The organism is Streptomyces sp. RKAG337, assembly GCF_023701715.1.
Taxonomy (GTDB): domain Bacteria; phylum Actinomycetota; class Actinomycetes; order Streptomycetales; family Streptomycetaceae; genus Actinacidiphila.
In genome coordinates, this window is sequence record NZ_JAJOZA010000001.1 from 5,346,553 (window position 1) to 5,367,223 (window position 20,671).

Consider the following 20,671-nt stretch of genomic DNA (forward strand, 5'->3'; position numbering starts at 1 on the left):
GCACGTGCGGCCGCCTACGCAAAGAGCCCCCCTGTTTTTACCCCTGCTTTACGATACGAGACGGTCCCGTATCGGAAATGCGGGCTAGCGTGGAGCCATGTCCATATCCTCGAGTCAGTCCCGAGCCATCCCCGAGGCGATCCACCGCCGCAGGTGGGCGATTCTCACCGTCCTGCTGTTCAGCCTCCTGGTGGTGGTGCTGGACAACTCGATCCTCAATGTGGCGATGAAGACGATCGCCCAGCCCGCCCCCACCGGCCTCGGGGCGACCCAGAGCCAGCTCGAATGGGCGATCAACTCCTACACCCTGGTCTTCGCCGGGCTGCTGTTCACCGCGGGCCTGCTGGGGGACCGGCTGGGCCGCAAGAAGGTGCTGCTCTTCGGCATGCTCGTCTTCGGCATCGGCTCCGCGCTCTCCGCGGTGTCCGACTCGTCGGGGCAGCTCATCGCCTTCCGCGCGCTGATGGGCTTCGGCGGCGCGTTCATCATGCCCGCGACGCTCGCGATCATCATGAACGTCTTCGAGCGCGACGAGCAGCCCAAGGCCATCGGCATCTGGACCGGCGTGGTCGGCCTGGCCATCGCGATCGGCCCGATCACCGGCGGTGCGCTGCTGGAGCACTTCTGGTGGGGCTCGGTCTTCCTGATCAACGTGCCGATCGTGGCCGTCGCCCTGGTCGCGATGGTCATCCTGGTGCCCGACTCGAAGGACCCCAACCCGGGCCGTCTCGACCCCGTCGGCGTGCTGCTCTCCGTCGTCGGCCTGGTCGTGCTGATCTACGGGATCATCAAGGGCGGTCAGCTCGGCGACTTCACCCAGCCCAAGGTCTGGCTGACGATCCTGGCTGGTCTCGTGGTGATCGCCGGGTTCGTGCTGTACGAGAAGCGCAGCGACCACCCCGCCTTCGACGTCAACTACTTCCGCAACCGGCAGTTCTCCGCGTCGGTCGCCGCCATAGGACTGGTCTTCTTCGCGCTGATGGGCGTGACGTTCTTCGTCGTCTTCTACACGCAGAGCGTGCGCGGCTACAGCGCCCTGGAGTCCGGCGTGCTGCTGCTGCCGCTCGCCGCCGCCCAGATGATCTTCGCTCCACGCGCCCGGCTGGTCGTCGACCGGTTCGGCCCGCGTGCGGTGTGCGCGACGGGCCTGGCGCTGACGGCCGTCGCGTTCCTGGGCTTCCTGCTGCTCGACCAGGACACCCCGATCTGGATCCTGGAAGTGATCTTCTTCCTGATGGGTACGGCGATGGCACACGTCATGCCGCCCGCCACCGTCATGATCATGTCGTCGCTGCCGCGCGAGAAGGCCGGCTCCGGATCCGCCGTCAACAACACCTTCCGGCAGGTCGGCGGCGCGCTCGGAGTGGCCATCCTCGGCTCGCTGCTCTCCACCACGTACCGGAACGGCGTCGACGGCCACCTCGCCGGTCTCCCGGCGCCCGCCCGGCACGCGGCCGGTGAGTCCATCCAGGCGACGCTCGGCGTCGCGGAGAATCTGGGGCCCGCCGGCAAGGCCCTCGTCCAGCCCGCGAACAACGCCTTCATCCACGCCATGCACATCACCGCCATCGGCTCCGCGTCCGTCGCGGTGGTCGGCACCCTCGTGGTGCTGGCCTTCCTGCCGCGCAAGGACGCCGTGCCGGAGCAAGGCGGAGAGCGGGCCCCGGAGGCGGTCGGAGCGGAGCGATGAGCGACGCCGGGAGCGACGCCGCACCGCGCGGCCGTCCGCGCAGCGCCGCCGCCGACAGCGCGATCACCGAGACGGTGCTCCGGCTGCTGGAGGAGGGCGTCACGATCGGGGAGCTGTCCATCGAGGGCATCGCCCGTGACGCCGGGGTCGGCAAGGCCACCGTCTACCGGCGCTGGCCGGGCAAGAACGCGCTGTTGATGGACGTACTCAACTCGATCGACGAGCCGACGCCGGCACTGGCGGGGGCATCGGTACGGGACGACCTGGTCACCATGATCGACGCCATCCGGCGGCGCGGTCTGGCCAAGCGCTCCTCGGCCGTGATGCGCAACATCCTCCTGCAGTTCCAGCAGGTCCCCGAGTTGTGGAAGCAGTACCACGACACCGTGGTCGTCACCCGGCGGGACGCCATGCTCGCGGTGCTGGAGCGCGGGGTGCGAACCGGCGAGATCCGGGCCGGACTCGACCTGGAACTGCTGGGCGACATCTTCGCCGGCCCGATGCTGAGCCGGGCCATGATGCGGCCGGGCGCGTCGCTGGAGGACGGGCTCTCGGAGCTGATCGTCGACACGGTTCTGGAGGGCGCGCGCCCGCGTTGACCGCGTTGACCGATATGTACGCGTCTTGTCACAGGGGACGGTGGCGGTGGGTTCCGGTGGAACCCACCGCCCCTTCCGGCCCGTCGGTTCTTATGTCGATCCCTTAGGGTCGGCATGGCAATCGGCAAGGCAGTGAGGACCCCCCATATGACCCAGGCGCACATGACCGACGCGACCACGGACGGCCCCGAGCCGAACCGTTCGGCCTCAGGAGCGCGACGGCGCTTCGGCTGGCAGCGCGACGGCATGTGGCGCAGAGGCATCATCACCGCCGCGCTCGCGGTGATCCTGGCCCTGCTGTTGTCCTTCCACTCCGACGTACCGAACCGGATCGGCAACCTCGGCAGCCTGTTGGAGACGTTCCTGCCCTGGCTGGGCCTGGCCCTTCCGGTGCTGCTGGTGGTGGCACTGGTGCGCCGCTCGGCGACGGCGCTGATCGCCGTACTGCTGCCGGTCCTGGTGTGGTTCAACCTCTTCGGCGGACTGCTCACCGACAACGAGAAGTCCGGCGGCAACCTGACGGTGCTCACGCACAACGTGAACGCCGACAACCCCGACCCGACCGGCACCGCGAAGGACGTCATCGCCGCCGGCGCCGACCTCGTCGCGCTGGAGGAGCTGGCGGCCGGTCAGGTCCCCGCGTACCGGGCGGCGCTGGCCGGCGCCTACCCCTACCACTCGGTGCAGGGCACCGTCGGGCTGTGGAGCAAGTACCCGATCCAGGGCGTGCACGCGGTCGACATAAGGCTCGGCTGGACGCGCGCCATGCGGGCCGCCGTCTCCACCCCGCAGGGCCAGATCGCGGTCTACGTCGCGCACATGCCGTCGGTGCGCGTGAAGTTCAACGCGGGCTTCACCGCCGGGCAGCGCGACAGCGCGGCCGACGCGCTCGGGCAGTCCATCGCACAGGAGTCGCTGACCAAGGTCGTGCTGCTCGGCGACCTCAACGGCACCATGAACGACCGCTCGCTGGCGTCCGTCACCTCACAGATGCGCTCCACGCAGGGCGCGGCGGGCAACGGCTTCGGCTTCAGCTGGCCGGCCGACTTCCCGATGGCCCGGATCGACCAGATCATGGTCAGGGGCATCGAGCCGATGTCGTCCTGGACCCTGAAGAAGACGGGCAGCGACCACCTGCCGGTCGCCGCCCGCCTGCAGATGTGAGCCGGGGGAAGGTCAGTTCTCCGCGCGGCCGGTCTCGCGCCACCGCGAAGTGATCGGCAGCCGCCGGTCCTTGCCGAAGCCCTTGGCCGAGATCTTGGTGCCCGGCGGGTACTGCCGGCGCTTGTACTCGGCCGTGTCGGTCAGCTTCAGGATCCGGGTCACCAGCTCCGGGTCGAAGCCCGCGCCGATGATCGCGTCCCGGCCCTGGTCCCGGTCGACGTAGAGCTCCAGCACCCGGTCGAGCACGTCGTAGTCGGGCAGTGAATCGGTGTCGACCTGGCCGGGGCGCAGTTCGGCGCTGGGCGGCTTGCTGATCGAGTTCTCCGGGATCGGCGGGGTCCCGCCCTTCGCCGCGGCCGACGCGTTCCGCCAGCGGGCGAGCCGGAAGACCGTCGTCTTGTAGACGTCCTTGATGGGCCCGTACGCGCCGACCGAGTCGCCGTACAGGGTCGAGTAGCCGACGGCCAGCTCGCTCTTGTTGCCCGGTGCGAGCACGATGTGGCCCTCCTGGTTGGAGATGGCCATCAACGTGGTGCCGCGCAGCCGGGACTGCAGGTTCTCCTCGGCGAGGCCGGTGAGCCCCAGCGCCGCCATGTACGCGTCGAACATCGGCGCGATGGGGACGGTCCTGAGGTTCAGCCCGGTGCGGCGGGCCAGTTCCTCGGCGTCACCGATCGAGTGCTCCGACGAGTACCGGGACGGCATGGCGACGCCGTAGACGTTGGCGGGTCCGAGCGCGTCGCAGGCGATGGCGGCCACCAGCGCGGAGTCGATGCCGCCGGACAGCCCGATCAGCACCGACCGAAAGCCGTTCTTCGTGACGTACGCGCGCAGGCCCGTGACGAGGGCGGTGTAGACCTCCTCGTCGTCGGTCAGCCGCTCCGCGTAGCCGCCGGCCACCTCCGGCTCGTAGCGCGCGACCGGCTCGGTGGAGAGGATGACGTGCTCGATCTCCAGGCCGTCGTCCAGGACGCCGGACGGCACCGCGCCCGCGGCGGGCAGCTCCAGGTCGACCAGTACACAGCCCTCCTCGAACTGCGGGGCGCGGGTGATCACTTCGCCGGCCGCCGAGACCACGATCGAGTCCCCGTCGAAGACCAGCTCGTCCTGGCCGCCCATCATCGCCAGATAGGCGAGGGTGCAGCCGGCCTCCTGGGCGCGCTTGCGCACCAGCTCCAGACGCGTGTCGTCCTTGTCCCGCTCGTACGGCGAGGCGTTGACCGACAGCAGCAGCCCGGCGCCGGCGGCGCGGGCGGCGGGCACCCGGCCGCCGTCCTGCCACAGGTCCTCGCAGATCGCGAGCGCGACGTCCACCCCGTGCACCCGGATCACCGGGAGGGTGTCACCGGGGACGAAGTAGCGGAACTCGTCGAAGACGCCGTAGTTGGGAAGGTGGTGCTTGGCGAAGCGCAGCGCGATCCCGCCGCGGTACAGCACCGCCGCCGCGTTGCGCGGCGACCCGGCGGGCTGCCCGTAGCGCGGCTGGGCCTTCTCGCTGCGGTCCAGATAGCCGACGACGACGGGCAGTTCCCCGAAGCCCTCGGCGGCCAGCCGGCCGGCGAGCTCGGCCAGCGCGGACCGGCTGGCCTCGACGAAGGACGACCGCAGCGCGAGGTCCTCCACGGGGTAGCCGGTCAGCACCATTTCGGGGAACGCCACCAGGTGGGCTCCACGCTCGGCCGCATGCCGGGTCCAGTGCACGATCGACTCGGCGTTCCCGGCGATGTCACCGACGCAGGAGTCGATCTGATTCAAGGCGAGGCGAAGTTGAGGCACCCCTCCACTGTAATCGTCACACCGACGCGATGTCCTGGCGGAGAGGCGTGTCCGGCAGCACATCGCGTCGGCCCGACACGTCGCGCACCCGTGTCCCGCAGGGCTCCGTCAGGATCCGTCAGGCGCCGGATCCGTCCCGGGTCCGCAGCCAGACGGCCGTGTCCGACGGCAGCAGATCGCCGGTGAGCGGACCGCTGGCCAGCAGGACGGTGGTGTCCACCGGTAGCGCGACGGCCTGGTCGGAGAGGTTGACGACACAGGTGAAAGCGTCCGTCCGGCGGAACGCCAGCACCCCCGCGGCACTCCCCAGCCAGCGGATCGGACCGTCCCCGAGACCGGGCTCGGTCGCCCGGAGCCGCAGCGCGAAACGGTAGAGCTCCAGCATCGAGTCGGCGTCACCGGTCTGCGCCCCGGCCGAGCGGTCCGCCCAGTCGGCGGGCTGCGGCAGCCACGGCGGCCGCGCCGAACCGTCGGGACTGAAGCCGAACGGCGACTCCTTCCCCGACCACGGCATCGGGACCCGGCAGCCGTCCCGCCCCGGCACGGTGCCGCCGGAGCGCAGGTACATCGGGTCCTGCAGCCGCTCGGCCGGTATGTCCTCGACCTCGGGCAGCCCCAGCTCCTCACCCTGGTAGATGTAGACCGAGCCCGGCAGCGCCAGCGTCAGCAGTGCGGCGGCGCGCGCCCTGCGGGTGCCGAGCACCAGGTCGGTCGGGGTGCCGTGGGCCTTGGTCGCGAAGTCGAAGCCGGTGTCGGAGCGGCCGTAACGGGTCACCGTGCGGGTGACGTCGTGGTTGGCCAGCACCCACGTGACGGGCGCGCCCACCGGCTCGTGCGCGGCGAGCGTCGTGTCGATGGACGCGCGGAGCAGACCCGCGTCCCAGGGGCACGACATGAAGTCGAAGTTGAAGGCGGTGTGCATCTCGTCGTGCCGCAGATACCGCGCGAACCGCTCCGCGTCGGGCATCCACACCTCACCGATCAGCGCGCGGCTGCCGGGATAGGAGTCGGCGATCCGGCGCCAGGAGCGGTAGATGTCGTGCAGCTCGTCGCGGTCGTCGTAGGGGTGCGGGCCGTCCCGCTCCTCGGTCAGGTCCGGCAGGGCCGGATCCTTGACGGGCAGGCTCGCGGAGTCGATGCGCACCCCCGCCGCGCCCCGGTCGAACCAGAAGCGCAGCACGTCCTCGTGCTCGCGCCGCACGTCCGGGTGCTCCCAGTTCAGGTCCGGCTGCTGGCTGTCGAAAAGGTGCAGATACCAGTCGCCGGGGGTGCCGTCCTCGTTCACGGTCCGCGTCCAGGGCACCCCGCCGAACTGGGACGGCCAGTTGTTGGGCGGCAGTTCGCCGTGCTCGCCGCGGCCGGGCCGGAACCAGAAGCGTTCTCTGGCCGGACTGCCGGGGCCGGCCGCCAGCGCCTCGACGAACCACGGGTGCGCCGACGAGACGTGGTTGGGGACGATGTCGATGATGCTGCGGATCCCCAGGTCCAGTGCCTCGGAGATGAGCTTCTCGGCCTCGGCCAGGGTGCCGAACACCGGGTCGATGTCCCGGTAGTCCGCGACGTCGTAGCCGCCGTCGAACATGGGGGAGGGGTACCAGGGGTTGAACCAGAGGGCGTCGACGCCCAGCTCGCCGAGGTACGGCAGCTTGGCCCGGACACCGGCGAGGTCTCCGATCCCGTCGCCGTTGCCGTCGGCGAAACTACGCGGGTACACCTGGTAAATGACCGCGTTGCGCCACCAGTCGCCCGCAGCGGGGTGGTGGTCGGAGACGGGCGGGCGGGTGTCTGCCACGGAGACGTCCTTTCGGGCAGGAGGGACCCCGCCGCCGGCCATTCAGCGGGGATGGGGCATGGGACCGGCGGCGGAGTTCTGAGGGGTGCAGTCCAGGTGAAGCGCTGGTCAGCCCTTGAGGCTGCCCGCGGTCAGGCCGGACATGATGTTGCGCTGGAAGAGCAGGAAGATGGCGATCGTCGGCAGGGCGGAGATGGCCAGCGCGGCGATCAGGACGTTCTGCGGCACGCCCTGCGACAGGGAGTTGATCCCGATGTTGATCGGCTGCTTGTCCGTGTCGGGCTGCACCAGCATCGGCCAGAGGAAGTCCTTCCACACGTTGACCACCGCGAAGATGGACACCACACCGAGGATCGGTCTGGACATCGGCAGCACGATCGACCACAGGGTCCGCAGCGGGCTCGCCCCGTCGATCGCCGCCGCGGACATCAGGTCCTCGGGGATCGAGTCGAAGAACCGCTTCAGCAGGAAGATGTTGAACCCGTTGGCGACGGTGGGCAGCCAGATCGCCCAGGGCGTGCCGATCAGATTGATGTGCAGCAGCGGCAGGTCGAGCACGGTCAGGTACTGCGGCACGATCAGCACGGCGGCCGGGATCATCAGCGTGGCCAGCATCATGCCGAGGATCAGATTCCCCAGCACCGGCCGCAGCTTGGAGATCGCGTAGGCCGCGGCCACGTCGAAGACCAGCTGGAAGGCGAGCGCGCCGAAGGCGTAGTACATCGTGTTGAACAGCAGCCGGGCGATCTTCAGCTGGCTCCACGCCGTCTTGTAGGTGCCCGGCTTCGGGTCCTTGGGAAAGAGCGTCGGCGGATTCTGGAGCACTTCCTGCGCGGATTTGAAGCCGCCGGAGACCATCCAGTAGAGCGGCCCCAGGAAGACCAGGGTGAAGACCACGACGGTCAGCGAGAGAACGGTCCAGTAGATGAATTTCCCGCGGGGCCTGTTCAGCGCGGCCGCGGATATCAGGGTGCGCTGCTGCGGTTGGTTCGCTGCCATGTCCTTCTCCCCGTCCTAGTCGCTGTTGCGGCTGAGCCGCGCGTACAGGCCGGAGAATCCGCCGAGTACCACCAGCATGATGAGTCCGAGCGCCGAGGCGCTGCCGAAGCTGTCGTAGCGGAACGCGTACTGGTACACCATGTAGACCACGGTTCCGGTGGAGTTCTCGGGGCCGGCGCCGCCGGTGAGCAGATAGACGTTGGTGAACTCCTGCATCGTCGCCACGATCTGGAGCAGCAGCATCAGCGACAGGACCGGCCTGGTCTGCGGGATGGTGATGTGCCAGATCTTGCTCAGCAGCCCGGCGCCGTCCAGGTCGGCGGCCTCGTACAGCTCACCGGGCACGTTCTGCAGGGCGGCCAGGTAGATGAGGGTGGCGCCGCCGGCGCTCATCCAGGTGGCCGCGATCACCACGGAGATCATCGCGGTGCTCGACGAGTCCAGCCAGGCCTGTTCCGGCAGGTGCAGGAAATGCAGGATGTGATTGAAGAGGCCGTATTCCGGGTTGTAGAAGTACTTGAAGAGCAGCACCCCGGCGACCGGTGGCAGCATCACCGGCAGATACACCAGGATGCGCAAGTACGCCTGGGCGTGCCGGAATTCGTTGAGGACGATGGCGATGACGAACGGCACCGCGAATCCGATCACCAGCGCGTACAGCGTGAACTGCATCGTGTTGCGCCAGGCCGGCCAGAAACCCGGGTCGTTCCAGACCGTTTCGAGGTTCTTCCAGCCCACCCAGGTGGTCTCGCCGCGCTTGGTCTTCTGGAAGCTCATGATGACTTCGCGGACCATCGGATACCAGGAGAAGAATCCGAAGCAGAGCACCGCGCCGATCATGAATGCATGCGCCTGCAGATCGCGGCGCAGTCTCCGGCCGAACCCCGCGCGGGCGTTCCCGTCCGGAAGTCCCGGACGGCGCCGGGAACCTCTCGGCGATGCATGCCCGGAACCGCGTTCTGCCTTGTTGTGGGAGACGGTGGTCGCCGTCATGAGAACTCCTCGACTGGGGCCGGGGGCATCCCCGGTGGGCACAGCTGCTGATCGGCGGACGGTTGCCGCGGTGCGGGGGCCGGCGCTCCGGCCGGCCCCCGCGCTCGCTGCTACTGGCTGGCGGCCAGCAGCGTGTTGACCTGCGTCTCAGCGGTGGAGAGGAGCTTGCCGATGTCGGCGTTCTTGTTGGTCAGCGCACCCGACATCGCGTTGTCCAGGACCGTGTAGATCTTCTGGGCGTTCGGCGGCTCGGGCTTCACCGGGACCTGGGCGGCCACGTAGGTGGCGAAGTTCTCCACCGGTACGGTCGCGTTCGCGGTCTTGGTGGAGGTGTCCTTGTCCTTGGACGCACCGGTGAAGAAGAACGGCTGCGGCAGTCCGACCGGGATGCCGTCCGTCTTGTTGCGGGGGTAGTTGAACTGGCCCTTCTCCAGGGTCAGGAACTTGAAGTTGACCCAGGCGATGCCGGCCTTGATCTGGTCGGGCGTGGACGACTTCTTGAACATGTAGTCGGCGCCGCCGAACAGCGAGGTTTTGCCGCCGGGGATCGGCGCCATGCCGAGGTCCTCGAACTTGGCCTGGTACTGCTGGACGACGAGCGGGATGTCGTCAGGAGCACCGACGTACATACCGACCTTGCTGGTGCCCATGGCCTTCTGGACGTCGCCCCACGCGAGTCCGGGGGTCGCGGGCAGGCTGTTGTCGGTGAAGCGCATGTCGTGCAGGGTCTGCAGGAGGGTCTTGCTCTCGTCGGTGTTGAAGGCGGCCTTCTTGCCGTCCTCGGAGGTCACCTGGCCCCCGAGCCCGTAGAGCTCCGAGGTGAAGTGCCAACCGCCCTGGTTGCCGCCGGCGTTCTCGATGAAGCCGTGGATGCCCTGGCTGCCCAGCTTGTCCTGGATGGTCTTGGCCGCGGCCCGCACGCCTTCCCAGGTGGTCGGGGGCTTGTTGGGGTCGAGCCCGGCCTGGGAGAAGATCTTGCGGTTGTAGATCAGGCCCATCTGGTAGTTCGAGGTGGGCAGGCCGTACAGCTTGCCGCCGTCCTTCAGCACGTTCATGACGTTGGGGTCGATGTCGTTGAGGTTCGGGACGGTCTCCGGCGTGACGTACGGAGTGATGTCAGCGGCCTGACCCGCGTCCAGAACCTGGTCCTTGTCGGTCATGTACGTGTAGAAGGTGTCTGTTTGCGTGCCGCCCTTCATCATGGCCGTGAACTTGGCCGGATCCTCGCAGGGGAATCCGTCCTTGCTGTTCACCGTGACGTTCGGGTACAGCACCTTGAACGCGGCTATGTCGTCGACCCACTGCTTGCGCTCGGCCGCCTTCGTGGTGGGCGGCATGCAGTCGACGCTGATGGTGACCTTGGTGCTGGGATCCAGCTTGGCGCTCGCGCTCTTGTCGCCTGAGCCGGGGTCCTTGGCAGTGTCCTTGCTGTCGGAACACGCCGCGGCGGTCATACCGACGCCAGCGACGAGCACGATGGCCACCAGCGTCCGGTAGCGGTTTGTCTTCATTGATCAACCCTTCCCCTGAACCACTGCGCGACGATGCTCCGCGCTCTGAGATCTGCGAACCCTGCGCGGTTGCGTGGCGCGGGGTGTGCGCCGCCGTCTCGGGTGGGCTCAAGGTACTGAACCCGATAGATGTCCGCAAGATTTCGCGCGAAGCTCGCAAAGACACGACTTGATTACGAAGCCGTTTCCCAGTCAGTGGTGTCGGGGAGGGTTGCCAACGACTGCCGGAGCCGGACCGGCGCTATCTGCTGGTCGCTTCCACCCCCGGCTGCTGGGGCTGTGCGGCCCGCGGCGCGGGACCCGTGGAGCCGCGTACGACGAGCTCGGGCTCGAAGAGCAGCTCGTCGTGGTCGACCGGAGTGCCGCTGATCTGACCGCTCAGCAGGTCGACGGCGGCCCGGCCCATGGCTTCGATGGGCTGGCGCACGGTGGTGAGCGGCGGATCGATGCAATTCATGAACATCGAGTCGTCGTAACCGATGACGGAGAAGTCCTGGGGCACCGACAGCCCGCGGCGGCGGGCGGACCGGATGGCGCCCAGGGCGATCGGGTCGCTCGCGCAGATGACGGCGGTGACGCCGCGCTGGATCAGCCGGCTGGCCGCGGCCTGCCCGCCCTCCAGGGTGAACAGCGCGTGTTCGACGGCGGTGTCCGGGAGTTCGCCGCCGCGCTGCCCGATCCAGCGGCGGGCCGCGGCGAGCTTGCGGCGCGACGGAACGTGGTCGGGCGGGCCCAGGATCAGGCCGATCCGCTCATGGCCGAGCGACGCGAGATGGGTCATCCCCTGTTCCACGGCGACCGCGTCGTCGCAGGACACCCTCGGGAAGTCGAGATCGTCGATGGCGGCGTTCATCAGCACGGTGGGCAGATTGCGCTCGGCGAGCCGGGCGTAGTGCTCGTGCGACGACTCGGCCTGGGCGTACAGGCCGCCGAAGAAGATCGCCCCGGAGACGTGCTGCTGCAGCAGCAACTCCACGTAGTCGGCCTCCGACACCCCGCCGACGGTCTGGGTGCAGAGCACGGGTGTGAACCCCTGCTGTGCCAGGGCGCCACCCACCACCTCGGCGAAGGCCGGGAAGATCGGATTGGAAAGCTCCGGGAGAACGAGCCCGACAAGCCGGGCACGCTCCCCGCGCAGCTGGGTCGGTCGTTCGTAACCGAGCACATCGAGTGCGGTCAGCACTGCGGCTCTGGTCGCATCGGAGACTCCGGGCTTCCCGTTCAGCACTCGGCTGACGGTCGCCTCGCTCACCCCGACCTTCTTTGCCACCGTGGCAAGTCGTCGTGTCATGACGTCAACTCTAGTACAGGTTTCGCAAGTTTCTTGCGGGAAATTTGCGCCAATCCTGCAAGGTTCCGCGTCCGGTCCGGTGTCCGGGGGAGCACCCCGGACACCGGGGATCCGTTACTGCCGGTAGCCGAGGACCGTCATCATGCCCGCCTCCGCGTGGTAGACGTTGTGGCAGTGGATCATCCACAGTCCTGGATTGTCCGCGTCGAGATCGACGCTGAGTGTCCGTCCGGGCAGCACGATAGCGGTGTCCTTGCGGGCGCCGCCGCCGGTCAGCGAAAAGGTGTGCCCGTGCAGATGCAGGGGGTGCCACATCCGGGTGTTGTTCGCGATCGTCACCCGGACCCGTTCGCCCTGCCGCACGTCATGGCGGACCGCCGGATCGTAAGCCGCCCCGTCGAAGGCCCAGTTGTAGTTGGCCATGCTGCCGGTCAGCCGCAGCTCGACCGTGCGGTCCGGCGTCCGGCCGGGGTCCCGCAGCGCCACCGACGGGTCGGGCCGCAGATCGCCGGCCTGGAGGAGCTGCCCGGACAGCTCCTTCGGGCGGTCAGCGGCGGTCGGCGCCGTTCCGCCGCCGGTGCGCAGCACGTCCAGCGCCGCCGCGTCCTTCCCTTCGGCGAGGGCGACCAGCGGGAAGACCCCGTCACCCGCCGTGACCAGCACGTCGTACCGCTCGCCCATGCCGATCAGCAGCGCGTCGGTCGCGGCGTGCACGACGGGGTAACCGTCGGTGTGCGTGATGGTCATCCGGTGCCCGCCGAGCGCGACACGGAAGGCGGTGTCGCCGCCCGCGTTGACGAAACGGATCCGGATCCGGTCGCCGGGCTTGGCGGTGAAGCCGCGCGGGGCTTGCGGGGTGCGCCCGTTGACGAGGTAGTACGGGTACTTCACATCGCCCGGGTCGCCGCCGAGCAGCTCGCTGGTGGCGCCCGTCAGCATCCGGCTGGGCCCGGCCGGGTCCCCGCTCGCCGGGCCGTCCATCCCTTCCATGCCGTCCATGCCGCCCATGCCGGAGTGGTCCGTCCCGCTCTGGCCGCTGCCGTCGGCGGCCGTGGTGCTCGCGCCCTTGGTGAGCTCGGCGAGGACCGCGTCCGGGGTGCTGCCGTCGACCCCGTCCACCCAGTCGTCCAGGACGACGACCCACTCCAGGTCGTACTGCAGCGGCTCCTTCGGGTCCTCGACGATGAGCGGCGCGTAGAGCCCGCGGTCCAGCTGCACGCCGGTGTGCGGATGGAACCAGTACGTGCCGGGCCGGGCGACCGCGAAGCGGTACGCGTAGTCGGCGCCGGCCTTGATGACGGGCTGGGTCAGCCCCGGTACCCCGTCCATGTCGTTGCGCAGGGCGAGGCCGTGCCAGTGCGCGGACGTGGCCTGCGGCAGATGGTTGGCGAGCGTCGCGGACAGGGTGCCGCCCGCCGTCACCCGGATCTCCTTGCCGGGCAGTTCGCCGTCGTACGTCCAGGTCTTGACCGTGGGCCCGCCGAGGTCCACGACGCCTTCGACGGCGGTCAGCCGGACCTCGCTGACCGGACCGCTCCCGGCTCGCGCCTTCTCCGCGGCGACGACCTCGGGGCCGTCGGGCGCGAGGTATCCGTCGCCCGCGGACTGGGAGTTGCCGTGCCCGGGATGTCCTGACGTGGCGGCTCCGCCGGAACAGGCGGCGAGCAGGCCGCCTCCGGCGACGGCGATTCCCGCGCCGAGCACGGCGCGGCGGTGGTAGGTACGCATGCTGAATACACCTCATGGGTGTCGATGGATGGGCAGGACGGACCGCGTGACCGGTCCCGGGGCACAGGCTCCGGGGCGGGCGGGCGGCGTCCTATATGCGCAGCACCGGCAGACGGGAGAGGGGTATCCGTGGGGGCGGCGGCCACGGCCACCTGCCCCGGGGGAGAAGGGAGCGGGCCGCCGCGACGGAGCCGGGCAGCGGGCCGGCGAGCAGGCCGAGGGCGGCGAGCAGGCCGGCGAGCAGGACGGCGGTGGCGGTGCCGAGCACGGCCAGGCAGACCGTCAGCGGGCTCGTGTCGTGCGCGGGCCGGTGCGCGGGGGCCGCCTCGTGCGCGGGCCGGTGCGCGAGTGCCGGCTCGTGCGCGGGTGCCGGCTCGTGCCGGTCGGCACCCGTTTGCGCCATTCCCATCGCATGAGGGGAGGCGCCATGCTGGGAGGCCCGGTCCACCGCGGCGGACCGCGTCCCCTGATGGCCGCCGCCCGCCGGATGGCCCACCGTGTGCATGGCGAAAATCCCGAGGAGGAGAGCGGCGAACAGCAGCATCCGGCGCGTCATCACATACCCCTCTCCGGTATCGGAACCTGACAGGACCCTACACAAGCGCACCGACAACTGGGCGTTGGTCCCCACAGGTGTCCGACGGATCACCGGCGCCCGTTACGCAGGGCGCAAAACAGCAGGCAGTATGGGCACAGCAGTACGCCCCCACCGGCTCGTGCGTTCGGACGAGGTCCGAAACGTGCCAGAAACCGTGTGGTGGGATGCTCATGTGCCCCGAGGTGCCCCGCGGCGCGGGAGCAGGCAGCCTGATCAGCGAGGATGGGTGGAAATGGATAAGCAGCAGGAGTTCGTGCTCCGTACGCTCGAAGAGCGCGACATCCGCTTCGTACGGCTGTGGTTCACCGACGTGCTCGGCTATCTGAAGTCGGTCGCCGTCGCCCCCGCCGAACTGGAGCAGGCCTTCGACGAGGGCATCGGCTTCGACGGCTCGGCGATCGAGGGCTTCGCCCGGGTCTACGAGTCCGACATGATCGCCAAGCCCGACCCGAGCACGTTCCAGATCCTGCCGTGGCGCGCCGAGGGCCCCGGGACCGCGCGGATGTTCTGCGACATCCTCATGCCGGACGGCTCGCCCTCGTACGCCGACCCGCGCTACGTCCTCAAGCGCGCACTGGCCAAGACCTCCGACCTCGGGTTCACCTTCTACACCCACCCCGAGATCGAGTTCTTCCTGCTCAAGGACAAGCCGCTCGACGGCAGCATCCCCACCCCCGCCGACAACTCCGGCTACTTCGACCACACTCCGCAGAACGTCGGCATGGACTTCCGCCGCCAGGCGATCACCATGCTGGAGTCGATGGGCATCTCGGTGGAGTTCTCCCACCACGAGGGCGCGCCCGGCCAGCAGGAGATCGACCTCCGCTACGCCGACGCCCTGTCCACCGCCGACAACGTCATGACGTTCCGGCTGGTGATGAAGCAGGTCGCGCTGGAGCAGGGCGTGCACGCGACCTTCATGCCCAAGCCGTTCTCGGACTTCCCCGGCTCGGGCATGCACACCCACCTCTCCCTCTTCGAGGGCGACCGCAACGCGTTCTACGAGTCCGGCTCGGAGTTCCAGCTCTCCAAGGTCGGCCGCTCCTTCATCGCGGGCCTGCTCAAGCACGCCGGCGAGATCTCCGCGGTCACCAACCAGTGGGTGAACTCCTACAAGCGCATCTGGGGCGGCTCGCAGCGCACCGCGGGCGCCGGCGGCGAGGCCCCCTCGTACATCTGCTGGGGCCACAACAACCGGTCCGCGCTCATCCGCGTCCCGATGTACAAGCCCGGCAAGACCGGCTCCACCCGCGTCGAGGTCCGCTCCATCGACTCCGGCGCCAACCCCTACCTCGCCTACGCGGTCCTGCTGGCCGCCGGCCTGAAGGGCATCCAGGAGGGCTACGAACTCCCGCCCGGCGCCGACGACGACGTCTGGGCCCTCTCCGAGGCCGAACGCCGCGCCCTGGGCATCGAGCCCCTCCCGCAGAACCTGGGCGAGGCCATCACCCTGATGGAGCGCAGCGAACTGGTCGCGGAAACGCTCGGCGAGCACGTCTTCGACTTCTTCCTCCGCAACAAGAAGCAGGAGTGGGAGGAGTACCGCTCCGAGGTGACGGCGTTCGAGCTCCGCAAGAACCTTCCCAACCTGTAGGCGCAGGTCAGAGGGCTTCTCTCTCGCTGTAATGACGTCCGGGCCAGCGGCACTCTGCCGCTGGCCCGGAGTCGTCTCACTGCCCCTGGGCCGTCTCTGGGCCGTCCGGCACGGATCCGACGGCTTCGTAGACGCTGTCGACGGCCTTCCGAGTCCGCCCCTCGCTGCTGGGCATCAGGTGTGTGTAGACCCGGAGCGTGAACCCCGGATCGCTGTGTCCGAGGTAGTGGCTGAGAGCCTTCACGTTCTCGCCGGCGTCCAGCAGAACCGAAGCGTAGAAGTGCCTGAGAGCGTGCATGCCGTGCTCGCGGGCCGCTTCGTGTGTCTCGCCCTTCTTCGGTACCGGGATCACCCCTGCGGCGACGAGGGCGGGTTTCCACATCCGGGTGTTGAAGTCGTTGCGCCGGACCGCGCCCCCATCCGTCCTGGAGAACAGGAGCCGCTTGGTCAGGGGCGGGCCGTCCGGCGTGAGCCAGGGGAGCGTGACCGCGGCGGGCGGGAAGCGCTCCGCGTGAGCCTTGAGCACGCGCCCCACATGCTCGGGCAGCGGTACGTCACGTTCCTTGCCGCGCTTTGGCGGCGCGAACACCAGCTTTCCGTTGATCAGCTTCACCTGGTAACCCACGTGCAGCCAACCGGTTCGGAATCCGACCGCGTCGATTGGCAGCCCGAAGATTTCCCCCTGCCGCAGTCCACACCCGCCCCCAAGGTCCGCCATCGCCTGAAAGCGGTCCGGCAATCCGGCCCGTACAGCGAACAGCCGATCGGCGGCCCACGGGGCGACCCGCGGGGCGGTCGATTGCGGTGCCCGGACAGATTTCGCCCGGCACGGATTCTTCGGCAGGTGTCCGTCGTCCACGGCCGCGGAGAGCACAGCCGAGACGCTGCTGAAGATGACACGCCGATAGGACGCGACAGGGAGTGCACTCTCCAGCCTGCTCAGCCACTCCCGAATGTGCTCTGGCAGGAAGGATCCGAGCGGGCGTGACCCGATGTATGGAAAGGCATGCAGGCGGAGTTGCACCTCCACCACCGTGCGGGTGGTCATATCCGTGGCCTGCGACGCAATCCACTTCTCTCCGTACTGCTGGAAGGTGGTTCGGCCGGCAGCCGGGTCGATGTACTGCCCGCGCGACATGTCCGCTTCAATCCGCGCGAGCCACTGCTCCGCCTGCCGCTTCTGCTTGTCGGGGAAGGACTGGCTCTTCTCGGTGCCGTCCGGCCCGACGTACCGGGCCCGGTAGCGGAGCCCGATGCCGTAGCGGTCGCTCTTGACGCGGCGGGGAACCCCAGCCGCGTCCTTCTCGGTCTTGTACCAGCGGTCTTGGATGTGGCCAGCCATGGTGAGCTGATCCTTTCGGCGTGGTCATGGAGCGGGCGTGAGCGCAGATCGGCCGGACAGCCTGTTGGCTGTCCGGCCGGTCTGGCGGTGAGGGAGGGGTGTTAGGCGGCCTCTTGCGCCATGCGTTCGGCGACCCACGCTTGAACAGTGACGGGGTCGTAGCGCAGGTGCCGGCCGACGCGAAATGCGGGCGGACCAACGCGCTTCTTACGCCAGGTGTAGAGGGTTTCGACGCTCGGAACACCGAGCAGTTCCATGAGGTCTTCGGGGGTGAGGTAGCGGTCCGGGAGGCCGCAGCGCAAAGTGGCACGCGGGTCGGTCTTGGTGGGCGTTGCCATGAGGTGGTGTCTCCCTCGATCCGGTCTCGCTATCGGGAGGGGTCTTGGCCCCCCTTCGCAGGTCCGCAACATCCGCCACGCCGCCACATTGCAGGTCAGCGGCTTGGGTTTGTGGCGGATACGTGGCGTGTGGCGGATGGGTGCCGCTACGCGGAGGCGTGCAAGGCGGGGGTTGTGTCGGGTACGGCGGTGATGTGGCGGGTGCCGGGGAGGGTTTCCGCCACAGACGCACCCCTGCTGACCTGCGATGTGGCGGACGTTGCGGATGTTGCGGATTCTGGGGAGTGGGGAGGGCAGTAGCGGGTCCAGGCGTCGGTGAGGTCGTCGGCGTAGTAGCCCTTGGGAGTGCCGTTGGCTGTGCGGATCCCGCGGGGCTTGATGGGTTTGTTCGCCGGGGTGACGTACTGGCCCAGCAGCTTGGCCAAGGCCCGGGAGGTGATGGGCTTGTCGTCCAGGTCGGCCCAGGGAGCGTCATCCATGCCCAGCAGGCATTCGAGGATGACGGCGGTGGCCACGCGGTCCGCTCCGCAGAACACCTTGTCGCGCAGGTCCGTCAGCAATCGGATGCCCAGGGACGCCTCTTCGTTGTCCTGCGCTGCACTGACTAGCTCGACGCAGGCGGCGCGGGCCCGTTCGGGCCAGTCCCCGCCGGCCGCGTCCGCCACGGCGAGGAGGGGTTCCCACACGTCGGCGGGGCGGTCGCTGACTCCGTCGGGCATCTCCGGCCACGCGTCCGCCACTGCATCCTGGACGGTACGGGCCCAGTCTGCGAGCCGGTCGCGCAGGGCGTTGCCCTGCTTCTCGTGCTGCCGTCGGCGGTAGGGCTCGCAGGTCTCGTTGGGGGCTCGCTTGCGCATGCGGATGATGACGGAGCGGGTGAGGATCGTGTCGGGCAGGGAGCCGAGTCCGGCCATGGCTACGGCGCAGAAGGACGAGAACCAGGCGGCGGTTTGGTTGTTGCCGTCGGAGACGCAGCGCAGGGACTTGCCGCCGCGGCGGTAGCCGGAGTTGAGGAACCCGCGGACCAGTTCGTCCCCTCCTGCCTTGGGGCCGAATACGGTGTCGATCTCGTCGAAGAGCAACGTTGGGGTGCCTTCGGGTGATTCGACCAGGCGGAACAGGGCGTTGGCGGAGGCGTTGACCGTGGTGGCGGCGCGGGGGGTGAGGGTTTCCACGATCTCCAGCGCCCGGGACTTGCCCGATCCCGGTTCAGGGGAGAGGAACGCGATGCGGGCGGTGCCGTCGAAGACGTCGATCAGGTGCGCGTGGGCGTCCCACAGGGTGACGGCGACGTAGGCGGCTTCGGTGGGGAAGATGTTGAAGCGGCGGTGGAAGGCTTCCACCTCGTTGAGCAGGGCCGCCCCGTCCAGGGGGGTGGTGGGCTGCGGTGTGGGGCTGGTCATGCGGCGTGCCTCCCTTCGGCAGGGTTGCGCAGTAGGCAGGTGGTCCGGTGGGCGAGGTGTTGTTCGACGACGCGCAGGACGCCGCGGCGGGTGGTGGCGCGGCGCTCGAAGCCGCAGGTGCACCACGCGTGGGCGGACACCGGCGCTGACCACTCCTCCGGGGCGACGATGTGGATCCACGCGATCACCCACGCCGGGCCTTCGGTCGGGCTGTGCCGGTCAGGGCTGACAGGCATGGAAGGACGGCCTGCGGCCGGCGTCTTTCGAGCAACGACCGCCCGCCCGGTGGCGGGATCGGCCGGAGCCGCGTCGGGCCGTCCGACCAGGGTGAGCTGTTGGCTTTTCAGCTCCGGCCCTTGTGGGGTGCTCATGCCGTCCTCCGGGGCTGAGCGGTGCGGATGGACCAGTCCAGGGCGCTGCGCAGGGTCGAGCGGCACTGTGACGCCGGCAGCCCTGTGGACTCAGCGGCGACCTGAAAAGCCTCTTCGACAACGTGCCGGTCAAGGTCTCCCCAGGCCACGAAGCGGCCCACGGCACGTGCCGCGCGGAACAACTCCGCCTCGCGGCCACCCTCATGAGCGGCGGCCACGGCGGCGACTTCCCGTTCCAGCACCGTCTGCGCGTACCGCCCGGCCCGCTCCGGCAGGCTCACCATCACGGGCCGTGCAGCCCTCGGACGTGAGTACAGCGCCTCCTGGATCCACTCCGGGAACAGGGCGACCGGCAGCGCGTCCATCACGGCGTAGGACCCGTTCGGGGTGACACTGCCTGCGGCGACGACCTGTCCGCCCCACGCCCGGGTATCGATCTTCAAGCGCTCGTTGTGTGTGCTGCCCAGCCGGACCCCGTCCGGGGCGGTGAAGTACAGGTGTTGTCCGCCGCGTGCGGTCCGGGTCCGGTAGGTGGCAGGGACGGGGTGTCCGGCGCGCTCGCAGAGCGCTTGGAAGGTCGTCACGCCGGAAGGCGTGCCCTTCGGCTCTTTGGGCTTGGGCATGTCGAGATCCACCACGACCAGCCCGGAGGGGCCGGTCGCGATTCCGACGTTGAACGCGCCGGTAGCCCAGGCGGTGCGGAGGCGGGCGGGGTCGGTGGTGGCGCGTTGCTCCCACTTGCGGTGACCGGTCGTGCAGTCGCCGGTGCGGGGGCAGCGTTGTTCGCCGTGCAGGGCGGGGGGTTTGTCGCCGGGGCGTAAGGGGATGACGTGCCAGCCTCGTGCGGCTGCTTCCAGGGCTGCATGTAGCAGCGCCCGGGCAGGGTCTTGGGTCATGCTGGAGTTCTCCTGTTCTGTGATGAGAGCGGGTGAGCCGGGGCGACCGCGCATCTTTGGCGAGAGCGGGCGGTCGCCCCGGGCGTCATTTGCGGGCGAGGCGGAGCGTGATGCCGCTTCCGATCCCGATCGGGCCGATCGCGCCGGCAACGAGCGCTGCGGTGTGTACGGCGAACTGGAACAGGGCGAGGGCGGCGGCGATGGTGCCCATGGCGCCGAGTGCCCCGGCCATGCCGACTGCGAGCGGCATCAGGTACGTGCGGGCCGAGCGGGGGGCGGGAACGGTGGTGTGGACGACGACGATCGGTCGTCCTTCGCGCTGTGCCTGGCGGTAGATCTCAGCGGGAATGTGCGGGGCGATGCCGGGCATCGGGGGCGGCGGACGATGGCGCATGGTGGTGCCTCCTCACGGGTGGTGGTGCCGGGTTGGGGCATGAGTCGGGCCGGTCTCTGGACGTGCAAAGACCGGCCCCGGTGCGCACGGCCGTCGGTCACGTTGGGTGACTTCCGGGGTGCGGGTTAGTGGGTAGTGGGTAGTGGGGTGCCCCAGTAGAAAGGGCCGTTGACGGGCCCTGGGGGCTCTACT

General features: G+C 69.2%; 18 protein-coding genes. 4 read left to right on the plus strand and 14 right to left on the minus strand.

The window, feature by feature from the left end; all coding sequences use genetic code 11:
• Positions 1-97: 97 nt before the first annotated feature.
• The 3 genes from LNW73_RS23690 to LNW73_RS23700 all read left to right on the plus strand — a co-directional run bounded on the left by LNW73_RS23690 (position 98) and on the right by LNW73_RS23700 (position 3,453).
• Positions 98-1,690 carry an MFS transporter gene (locus LNW73_RS23690; RefSeq protein ID WP_250991281.1) on the plus strand — a complete coding sequence of 531 codons (1,593 nt, stop codon included), beginning with the start codon at positions 98-100 and terminating at the stop codon, positions 1,688-1,690.
• Complete coding sequence (locus LNW73_RS23695) at positions 1,687-2,289, plus strand: TetR/AcrR family transcriptional regulator C-terminal ligand-binding domain-containing protein (protein ID WP_250991282.1); 603 nt, start codon at positions 1,687-1,689, stop codon at positions 2,287-2,289. The genes LNW73_RS23690 and LNW73_RS23695 overlap by 4 nt, the downstream gene beginning before the upstream one ends.
• A gap of 246 nt (positions 2,290-2,535) precedes the next feature.
• Entirely contained in the window at positions 2,536-3,453 is a 918-nt protein-coding gene (locus LNW73_RS23700) for an endonuclease/exonuclease/phosphatase family protein (RefSeq protein WP_374118277.1), read from the plus strand.
• 12 nt (positions 3,454-3,465) lie between these two features.
• Here LNW73_RS23700 and LNW73_RS23705 read toward each other — a convergent pair whose 3' ends face one another.
• The 8 genes from LNW73_RS23705 to LNW73_RS23740 form a co-directional block, all read right to left on the minus strand.
• Complete coding sequence (locus LNW73_RS23705; protein ID WP_250991284.1) at positions 3,466-5,229, minus strand: NAD+ synthase; 1,764 nt, start codon at positions 5,227-5,229, stop codon at positions 3,466-3,468.
• Between the two features lie 118 nt (positions 5,230-5,347).
• Positions 5,348-7,063, minus strand: coding sequence for a glycoside hydrolase family 13 protein (locus LNW73_RS23710; RefSeq protein WP_374118171.1), 1,716 nt, complete (start codon positions 7,061-7,063; stop codon positions 5,348-5,350).
• 66 nt (positions 7,064-7,129) lie between these two features.
• On the minus strand, positions 7,130-8,020 hold the full coding sequence (locus LNW73_RS23715; protein WP_250975582.1) for a carbohydrate ABC transporter permease: 891 nt from the start codon (positions 8,018-8,020) through the stop codon (positions 7,130-7,132).
• 15 nt (positions 8,021-8,035) lie between these two features.
• On the minus strand, positions 8,036-9,013 hold the full coding sequence (locus LNW73_RS23720) for a carbohydrate ABC transporter permease (RefSeq protein WP_250991286.1): 978 nt from the start codon (positions 9,011-9,013) through the stop codon (positions 8,036-8,038).
• A gap of 110 nt (positions 9,014-9,123) precedes the next feature.
• A complete protein-coding gene (locus tag LNW73_RS23725; RefSeq protein ID WP_250991287.1) occupies positions 9,124-10,524 on the minus strand; it encodes an ABC transporter substrate-binding protein in 1,401 nt (466 codons plus the stop codon).
• 241 nt (positions 10,525-10,765) lie between these two features.
• On the minus strand, positions 10,766-11,815 hold the full coding sequence (locus LNW73_RS23730) for a LacI family DNA-binding transcriptional regulator (RefSeq protein ID WP_138353768.1): 1,050 nt from the start codon (positions 11,813-11,815) through the stop codon (positions 10,766-10,768).
• 114 nt (positions 11,816-11,929) lie between these two features.
• Positions 11,930-13,543: a multicopper oxidase family protein gene (locus tag LNW73_RS23735; RefSeq protein ID WP_250991288.1), complete on the minus strand. Its 1,614-nt coding sequence runs from the start codon at positions 13,541-13,543 to the stop codon at positions 11,930-11,932.
• Positions 13,544-13,634: 91 nt separating this feature from the next.
• Positions 13,635-14,099 (minus strand): hypothetical protein, encoded by a 465-nt coding sequence (locus LNW73_RS23740; protein WP_250991289.1) that lies wholly within the window; start codon positions 14,097-14,099, stop codon positions 13,635-13,637.
• A 274-nt stretch (positions 14,100-14,373) separates the two neighbouring features.
• On the opposite strand from LNW73_RS23740, the gene LNW73_RS23745 reads away from it, so the two are divergent.
• The gene (locus LNW73_RS23745) at positions 14,374-15,735 is read left to right on the plus strand and encodes a glutamine synthetase family protein (RefSeq protein WP_250975577.1); all 1,362 of its coding nucleotides are present in this window, start codon (positions 14,374-14,376) and stop codon (positions 15,733-15,735) included.
• A gap of 76 nt (positions 15,736-15,811) precedes the next feature.
• On the opposite strand, the gene LNW73_RS23750 is transcribed toward LNW73_RS23745, so the two are convergent.
• The 6 genes from LNW73_RS23750 to LNW73_RS23775 all read right to left on the minus strand — a co-directional run bounded on the left by LNW73_RS23750 (position 15,812) and on the right by LNW73_RS23775 (position 20,479).
• The gene (locus tag LNW73_RS23750) at positions 15,812-17,077 is read right to left on the minus strand and encodes a tyrosine-type recombinase/integrase (protein WP_250991290.1); all 1,266 of its coding nucleotides are present in this window, start codon (positions 17,075-17,077) and stop codon (positions 15,812-15,814) included.
• Positions 17,078-17,178: 101 nt separating this feature from the next.
• Positions 17,179-17,415: a helix-turn-helix transcriptional regulator gene (locus LNW73_RS23755; RefSeq protein WP_250991291.1), complete on the minus strand. Its 237-nt coding sequence runs from the start codon at positions 17,413-17,415 to the stop codon at positions 17,179-17,181.
• 146 nt (positions 17,416-17,561) lie between these two features.
• Positions 17,562-18,818 carry a DUF3631 domain-containing protein gene (locus tag LNW73_RS23760; RefSeq protein ID WP_250991292.1) on the minus strand — a complete coding sequence of 419 codons (1,257 nt, stop codon included), beginning with the start codon at positions 18,816-18,818 and terminating at the stop codon, positions 17,562-17,564.
• Positions 18,815-19,189 (minus strand): hypothetical protein, encoded by a 375-nt coding sequence (locus tag LNW73_RS23765; RefSeq protein WP_250991293.1) that lies wholly within the window; start codon positions 19,187-19,189, stop codon positions 18,815-18,817. The genes LNW73_RS23760 and LNW73_RS23765 overlap by 4 nt, the downstream gene beginning before the upstream one ends.
• A complete protein-coding gene (locus LNW73_RS23770) occupies positions 19,186-20,085 on the minus strand; it encodes a bifunctional DNA primase/polymerase (RefSeq protein WP_250991294.1) in 900 nt (299 codons plus the stop codon). The genes LNW73_RS23765 and LNW73_RS23770 overlap by 4 nt, the downstream gene beginning before the upstream one ends.
• A gap of 85 nt (positions 20,086-20,170) precedes the next feature.
• Positions 20,171-20,479 (minus strand): hypothetical protein, encoded by a 309-nt coding sequence (locus tag LNW73_RS23775; RefSeq protein ID WP_250991295.1) that lies wholly within the window; start codon positions 20,477-20,479, stop codon positions 20,171-20,173.
• Between the last annotated feature and the right edge of the window lie 192 nt (positions 20,480-20,671).

Excerpts from the sequence above, each read along its gene's own strand:
- LNW73_RS23690 (WP_250991281.1), top strand. The coding sequence starts at position 98 with ATGTCCATATCCTCGAGTCAGTCCCGAGCCATCCCCGAGGCGATCCAC.
- LNW73_RS23695 (WP_250991282.1), top strand. The coding sequence starts at position 1,687 with ATGAGCGACGCCGGGAGCGACGCCGCACCGCGCGGCCGTCCGCGCAGC.
- LNW73_RS23700 (WP_374118277.1), top strand. The coding sequence starts at position 2,536 with ATGTGGCGCAGAGGCATCATCACCGCCGCGCTCGCGGTGATCCTGGCC.
- LNW73_RS23710 (WP_374118171.1), bottom strand. The coding sequence starts at position 7,063 with ATGGCCGGCGGCGGGGTCCCTCCTGCCCGAAAGGACGTCTCCGTGGCA.
- LNW73_RS23715 (WP_250975582.1), bottom strand. The coding sequence starts at position 8,020 with ATGGCAGCGAACCAACCGCAGCAGCGCACCCTGATATCCGCGGCCGCG.
- LNW73_RS23720 (WP_250991286.1), bottom strand. The coding sequence starts at position 9,013 with ATGACGGCGACCACCGTCTCCCACAACAAGGCAGAACGCGGTTCCGGG.
- LNW73_RS23725 (WP_250991287.1), bottom strand. The coding sequence starts at position 10,524 with ATGAAGACAAACCGCTACCGGACGCTGGTGGCCATCGTGCTCGTCGCT.
- LNW73_RS23730 (WP_138353768.1), bottom strand. The coding sequence starts at position 11,815 with ATGACACGACGACTTGCCACGGTGGCAAAGAAGGTCGGGGTGAGCGAG.
- LNW73_RS23735 (WP_250991288.1), bottom strand. The coding sequence starts at position 13,543 with ATGCGTACCTACCACCGCCGCGCCGTGCTCGGCGCGGGAATCGCCGTC.
- LNW73_RS23740 (WP_250991289.1), bottom strand. The coding sequence starts at position 14,099 with ATGACGCGCCGGATGCTGCTGTTCGCCGCTCTCCTCCTCGGGATTTTC.
- LNW73_RS23745 (WP_250975577.1), top strand. The coding sequence starts at position 14,374 with ATGGATAAGCAGCAGGAGTTCGTGCTCCGTACGCTCGAAGAGCGCGAC.
- LNW73_RS23750 (WP_250991290.1), bottom strand. The coding sequence starts at position 17,077 with ATGGCTGGCCACATCCAAGACCGCTGGTACAAGACCGAGAAGGACGCG.
- LNW73_RS23755 (WP_250991291.1), bottom strand. The coding sequence starts at position 17,415 with ATGGCAACGCCCACCAAGACCGACCCGCGTGCCACTTTGCGCTGCGGC.
- LNW73_RS23760 (WP_250991292.1), bottom strand. The coding sequence starts at position 18,818 with ATGACCAGCCCCACACCGCAGCCCACCACCCCCCTGGACGGGGCGGCC.
- LNW73_RS23765 (WP_250991293.1), bottom strand. The coding sequence starts at position 19,189 with ATGAGCACCCCACAAGGGCCGGAGCTGAAAAGCCAACAGCTCACCCTG.
- LNW73_RS23770 (WP_250991294.1), bottom strand. The coding sequence starts at position 20,085 with ATGACCCAAGACCCTGCCCGGGCGCTGCTACATGCAGCCCTGGAAGCA.
- LNW73_RS23775 (WP_250991295.1), bottom strand. The coding sequence starts at position 20,479 with ATGCGCCATCGTCCGCCGCCCCCGATGCCCGGCATCGCCCCGCACATT.